This is a genomic window from Ferroglobus sp., assembly GCF_015521575.1.
Lineage (GTDB): Archaea > Halobacteriota > Archaeoglobi > Archaeoglobales > Archaeoglobaceae > Ferroglobus.
Genome location: NZ_WANY01000187.1, coordinates 1 through 5,613 on the forward strand (window position 1 = coordinate 1; position 5,613 = coordinate 5,613).

Sequence of the window (5,613 nt, forward strand, 5' to 3'; positions counted from 1 at the left end):
AGCAAGGACGACGTAAAAAGGATAATAGCCACCGGCTTCGGAAAAATCGCCGCTCCCTTTGCTGATGACGAAACAACTCAGGTTATTTCCGCTGCAAAGGGAGCTTACTACGTAAGACCATCGACGAGAACGGTAATTGAAGTTGGAGCTGAGGAGAGTAGAGCAATAAGCTTGGACGACAACGGAAACGTTAAAGATTTTGCTTTAGCAGATAAATGCGCAGCCGGAGCCGGATCATTCGTGGATGCGATGGTTCGCTATTTAGAAGTTACTCCGGAGGAGTTCGGGAGACTTGCGTTGCAAGCGACGAAAAGCATTCCGATGAACGCTCAGTGCGTCATATTCGCCGAATCTGAAGTTGTTTCTCTCCTCCATGCCAACGTTCCGAAGGCTGAGATTTCGAGGGCCATTCACGATGCCATAGCAGACAGAGTGGCTTCAATTGCAAGAAGGCTCGAAATTAGGGACGACGTTCTACTAATAGGCGGATTAGCCAACGACATAGGATTCATCGACGCCATGAAGAGGGAGCTTGAAAGAGAGGTTTACGTTCCAGAAAACTACCCGCCGGAAGTCGTTCCAGCTATAGGAGCGGCGATAGTTGCTTTGGAAACTTACAAAGGGTAGGTGATGAGTATGGTTTCCGTACAGGAGAGCGAATACTGGAGATGGCCCGAACAGATTTGGGTTGATGAAAGCAAAGATTGGAAGAATGCAGAAGTGATAAGCTGCGGAATAGATCTTGGCTCTGTAAGCACTCAGGCGGTGATAATGCTCGACGGTGAGCTTTACGCTTACGCGAACATGAGAACTGGAACTGGAAGTGTTGCAAGCGCTGAAAAGGCGATAAATGCTGTTCTCGAAAAAATAGGAGACATGAAGAGAGAAAACATTCACTACACAGTGGCTACCGGTTACGGAAGAGTTTCAGTACCCTTTGCGAACAAATCGATAACCGAAATCGCTTGCCACGGGAGAGGAGCTGTTTACATTTACGGGGATACCGTAAGAACGGTCTTAGACATGGGTGGACAGGATTTGAAGGCTATAAAGGTTGACAGCAGAGGTAAGGTCGTGAACTTCCTGATGAACGACAAGTGTGCAGCGGGAACTGGAAGAGGGATAGAAGTCGTCTGCGATTTATTAGCTGTTCCAATAACTCAGGCTGGAGAGCTTTCGTTGAAGGTTGACGAAGAGCCCGAGCCGGTATCAACAACCTGCGTTGTTTTTGCGAAATCGGAAATTCTTGGGTTAATAAGGAAAGGATGGAGCAAGGAAAAAATTCTGGCAGCTTTCTTTAATGCCGTGGCAAGTAGAGTTGTTGAGCTACTGGAAAGAGTTGGAGTCGAGCCTGATTTCGCCATAACCGGAGGGATTTCGAAGAACATCGGAGTTGTAAAGAGAATAGAGGATAAACTCGGTCTCAAGGCTCTAAAGCCGAAGAACGGTCTTGATCCGCAGTTGGCTGGAGCGATAGGTGCAGCTCTATTTGCGAGAGCTTTGTACTTGAAAGAGCAGAAAAAGAAAAAGTAACTTTTAATTATTTTTAATTCCTTTTTTGGGTGGGGTGGAAATTGAGGATTGTGGTGGACGGAAAGGAGATAGAAGTAGAGAAGGGTAGACTCGTCGATGTACTCGTTAACAGCGGATTTTATGTTCCCAACTTATGCCATCATCCGAACGTTAGCCCGGTAAGTAAAGTAAAGGGGAGAGATGCCGTTTTCAGAGGTAAGGAGAAAATAAATGGAACAGTTGGAGATTACGACGGTTGCGGGCTTTGCTATGTGAAAATAAACGGAAATCTCGTAAAAGCCTGCGAAGTTGACGTGGAAGAGGGGATGAATATTATAACAAAAGACGAGGAGATCGAAAGGATAAGAAAGGAAAACCTCGCGAAAATTCTCGCAAATCACCCCCACGTGTGCATAACCTGTCCCTACAGAGAGGGGTGCGACAGAATAAGCTGCACTTTTGGATATCCTACAGAAGAGAGATGCTGTGATTTATTTCCGAAATGCGAACTTCGTTTCATAGCTGAGTTCATAGGAGTGCCGGAGAATACGCCAAAGTACGTTTTCAAAGATTTGCCGGTTGTCGAGGAAAAGCTCTACCGATGGGACTGGAACTACTGCATAAACTGCACGAGATGCGTGAGGGGTTGCAGCGAAGTGAGGGGCGCTGAAGCCCTGAGCTTCACGGTCGTAAACGGTGGAATTGTCGTGGGCAGAACTGCGGAAGATGAAATAAAATCGGGATGCAAGTTCTGCGGGGTTTGCGTTGAAATCTGTCCGACAGGAGTTGTGAGGGATAAAAAGAAGCACACGAACAAGTGGAGGGAGTCAATAGTTGAGAAGGTTCTTCCCCAACTTAAGAAAGTTTTCGAGTTGAATGAGGAGAATATTAAAAATGTTCCAGAATCTCCGGGAGTTTTCAGGCTTTACGACGAGAACATGGAAATCGTTTACATAAAAGGTGCTCCGAACCTGAGAGAGGCTTTAAGCGAGGAAGTCGGAAGAGCGAAGTTTTTCGATTTTGAAGAACACGAGATGTTCACGATGAGAGAGAGCGAGCTTATTCAGGAATTTTTGCAGAAGCATGGGAGAATGCCGAGGCTAAACGACGAGTTGGACGATCTTTTTGATGATTTGTGAGGTGAGTTTATGAGGGTAGGAATTATAGGTGTCGGTTGTTCGAAGTTTGGAGTTAGGGATGATGTAACTCTACAAGAGCTGGCTTTTGAAGCTGTTAAAGAGGCTGTGGAGGATGCCGGAATTAGTAAGGAAGACATCGAGATGAGCGTCGTCGGAACGGCGGGAACGAGAAGTTACGAGCTGATGCCAGCTGTTCCAATAAACGAATACTGTGGCTTTGCTGGAAAAGGACCGATAAGAGTTGAAGCTGCCTGCGCAACTGGAAGCGCTGCAGTTTACACAGCTTACTCCACAATAAAAAGCGGTATAGCAGACATTGTAATAGCTATAGGAATAGAGAAAATGAACGAAGTCGACACTCCAACGTCATTGGCTGTTGGTGGAAGGAGTGGGAGCTACCTCTGGGAATTCCACCAGTACGGCACGACTTTTCCTGGCTATTACGCGATGCACGCCTCAGCTCACATGGCGAGATACGGGACTACCGAGAAGCAACTGGCTATGGTGGCAGTGAAAAATCACAGAAACGCAGCTAAAAACCCGAAAGCTCAGTTCCAGAAGGAAATAACTCTTGAAAAAGCTCTTTCATCAAGATACGTTGCCTATCCCCTCAGACTCTTCGACTGCTCAGCCATAACAGATGGTTCAGCTGCTGCGATTTTAGCGAGTGAGGAGAAGATAAAGGAGCTTGGTTTGAAGGATAAAGCTGTCTGGATCGAAGGAATTGGCTACAGCAGCGACACAGCAAACCTTTCGAAAAGAGTTGATTACGTAGGATTGAAAGCTACTGTGGAAGCTTCGAGGATGGCTTACAAGATGGCGAAGATAGACGATCCGGTGAAGCAGCTTGATGTGGCAGCTTTACATGATTGCTTTACCATAGCAGAAATAATGGCTTACGAGGACCTTGGCTTCTGCAAGAAGGGAGAGGGAGGAAAGTTCATAGAAAACGGCGACTCCGACTTCGGAGGGAAGATTCCGGTAAACACCTTCGGCGGATTAAAGGCTAAAGGTCATCCCCTCGGAGCCACAGGAGTTGGAATGGTTTACGAGATCGTAAAGCAGTTAAGAGGAGAGGCGGGCGAGCTTCAGGTTGACCTGAAGAACTACAAAGGTTTGACCCACAACATAGGAGGAACTGGCCACTTCGGCTGGGTTTTCATTCTGGGGGTGTGATTATGGAGAGCAGAACGTTTGTTTTGAAACACAAGCTGCCGATAGCGAGAGTAGAAAAATATTGGAAAGGTTTAGAGGAAGGGAAAGTTTACGGGACGGTCTGCAAAATCTGTGGAGCTAAATACTATCCACCACAAGTTGACTGCAGCAAATGCTTCAACAGCGAAGTTGAGTGGGTTGAGATAAGCGGAGAGGGGACGATAGAGTGCTTCACTCAGCTCCACAGCTTTCCTCAGGGTTTCGAATTCGTGGGAAAACCTTATACAATAGCTGTTGCAAAATTCGGAGACTTTAAAGTGATGGGGTGGTACGAAGGAGAAATCCCGAAGGTTGGAGAGAAGGTTAGAATAAAGACCGGAAAAGATGAAACTGGAGTTTGGAAGGTCTATTTTGAGCCCGTGGGGTGAGTTAAATGAACATAGACTTTGAGAAGGTTAAGTTCGGAGTTGAAGGACCGAACGCTCCGTGGGATACGATAAAGGAGATAGCGGTTTACTGCGAAAAGCTGGGCTTAGACAGCTACTGGATGCCGGATCATTTGGTAGCTACTGGCGTGAAAAGGTGGGATGCTATCGAGGTTTGGGGTGCTTTGGGAGCTTTAGCAGTCTTGACGGAAAAGATCATGATAGCCACTGGCGTCAGTGACACCTACAGAGTCCATCCGGCTGTTTTAGCTCAGAAAGCCACGACAATAGACATAATATCAAACGGAAGAGCGATTCTCGGAATAGGCATCGGAGAGGCTATGAATCTCGTGCCGTTTGGAATAGAATACGACAAGCCAGTAGGAAGAACGATGGAAGCTCTTGAGGTTATAAGAAGACTTCTCAACGAGGATTTCGTGGACTTCGAAGGCAAATACTACAAGCTGAAGCAAGCTTTCATAGCTCCGAAACCCGTTCAAAAGCCCCACTACCCGATCTACGTGGCGGGAGCTTCTCCAAGAACCATAAAGATGGCTGGAAAGTACGGAGACGGGTGGCTACCAGCCAACCTAAGCGTGGAGAAGTACAAGGAGGGAAGAGAGATAGTAATGAACGCTGCTAAGGAGGTTGGAAAGGATCCGGAAAAAATCGACATGGCACACTTCATGTACGGTGTTATAGCGAAGACTAAGGATGAGGCGAGAGAAAGAGTTATGCTTCCGGCAAAGCTCCTTCTGCTTACGAGACCGAGAATTCTCGAAGCCATGGGCTACGAGCCACCAACGTACGACTTCGAAATGACCTTCAACTTAGTATTTCCAAGAGACGCTCAGAGATGGCTCGAAGAGGCTAAGAAGCTTCCAGACGAGGTCGTGGAGAAGTCTCCGATAGTATACGGCACGGTCGACGACTTCATAGAGAGGTTCGAGCAATATTACAAAGTCGGCTGTAGGCACTTCGTAATGAACTTCCAAGTCTCGCCGAAGTATCTGAAGGACTGCCTCGATTTGTACAAGCAAGTAGCTGAATACTTTAGAGAAAACTACTCCTAAAATTATTTTTTTAAATCCCGATTTTATCCACCAGACTTTTTCTTCACCTCGTTAACGTAGGTGCTGTAACCCTTTCAGTTATTTTAACGACGGTTCTCACCCTCCCCTTTACTATGGCTTTCTTCCTTTCAATGTATCCGGCATTTTCGAACCTTGAGAGATACGTGCTCAAGCTCCCCCAACTATCCCAGTTACCTTTACCAGATCCCCTTCGGTCATCGATCTGAAGATGAACAGGAACGCTCCGAGGTATATCAAGAGCATGATTGAAGAAGCGAACAGCTGCAAAGCCAACACTTCGTGTAGTAA

Annotated in this window: 7 protein-coding genes; 6 read left to right on the top strand and 1 reads right to left on the bottom strand. The window is 46.7% G+C overall.

Annotated features, from left to right (window positions below; all coding sequences use genetic code 11):
* The 6 genes from F7C14_RS07400 to F7C14_RS07425 form a co-directional block, all read left to right on the top strand.
* The coding region (locus F7C14_RS07400; RefSeq protein WP_290901436.1) for an acyl-CoA dehydratase activase at positions 1-627 on the top strand (627 nt) is incomplete at its 5' end.
* Between the two features lie 9 nt (positions 628-636).
* Positions 637-1,533, top strand: a complete 897-nt coding sequence (bzdQ, locus tag F7C14_RS07405) for a benzoyl-CoA reductase, bzd-type, subunit Q (protein WP_290901437.1) — start codon at positions 637-639, stop codon at positions 1,531-1,533.
* Between the two features lie 29 nt (positions 1,534-1,562).
* The gene (locus tag F7C14_RS07410; protein ID WP_290901438.1) at positions 1,563-2,651 is read left to right on the top strand and encodes a 4Fe-4S dicluster domain-containing protein; all 1,089 of its coding nucleotides are present in this window, start codon (positions 1,563-1,565) and stop codon (positions 2,649-2,651) included.
* A gap of 9 nt (positions 2,652-2,660) precedes the next feature.
* On the top strand, positions 2,661-3,827 hold the full coding sequence (locus F7C14_RS07415; protein WP_290901439.1) for a thiolase domain-containing protein: 1,167 nt from the start codon (positions 2,661-2,663) through the stop codon (positions 3,825-3,827).
* A gap of 2 nt (positions 3,828-3,829) precedes the next feature.
* Positions 3,830-4,234: a Zn-ribbon domain-containing OB-fold protein gene (locus F7C14_RS07420; protein ID WP_290901440.1), complete on the top strand. Its 405-nt coding sequence runs from the start codon at positions 3,830-3,832 to the stop codon at positions 4,232-4,234.
* A gap of 5 nt (positions 4,235-4,239) precedes the next feature.
* The gene (locus tag F7C14_RS07425; protein WP_290901442.1) at positions 4,240-5,304 is read left to right on the top strand and encodes an LLM class flavin-dependent oxidoreductase; all 1,065 of its coding nucleotides are present in this window, start codon (positions 4,240-4,242) and stop codon (positions 5,302-5,304) included.
* Between the two features lie 43 nt (positions 5,305-5,347).
* Here the strand turns inward: F7C14_RS07425 and F7C14_RS07430 are convergent, their stop codons facing one another.
* A complete protein-coding gene (locus F7C14_RS07430; RefSeq protein WP_290901444.1) occupies positions 5,348-5,476 on the bottom strand; it encodes a hypothetical protein in 129 nt (42 codons plus the stop codon).
* Between the last annotated feature and the right edge of the window lie 137 nt (positions 5,477-5,613).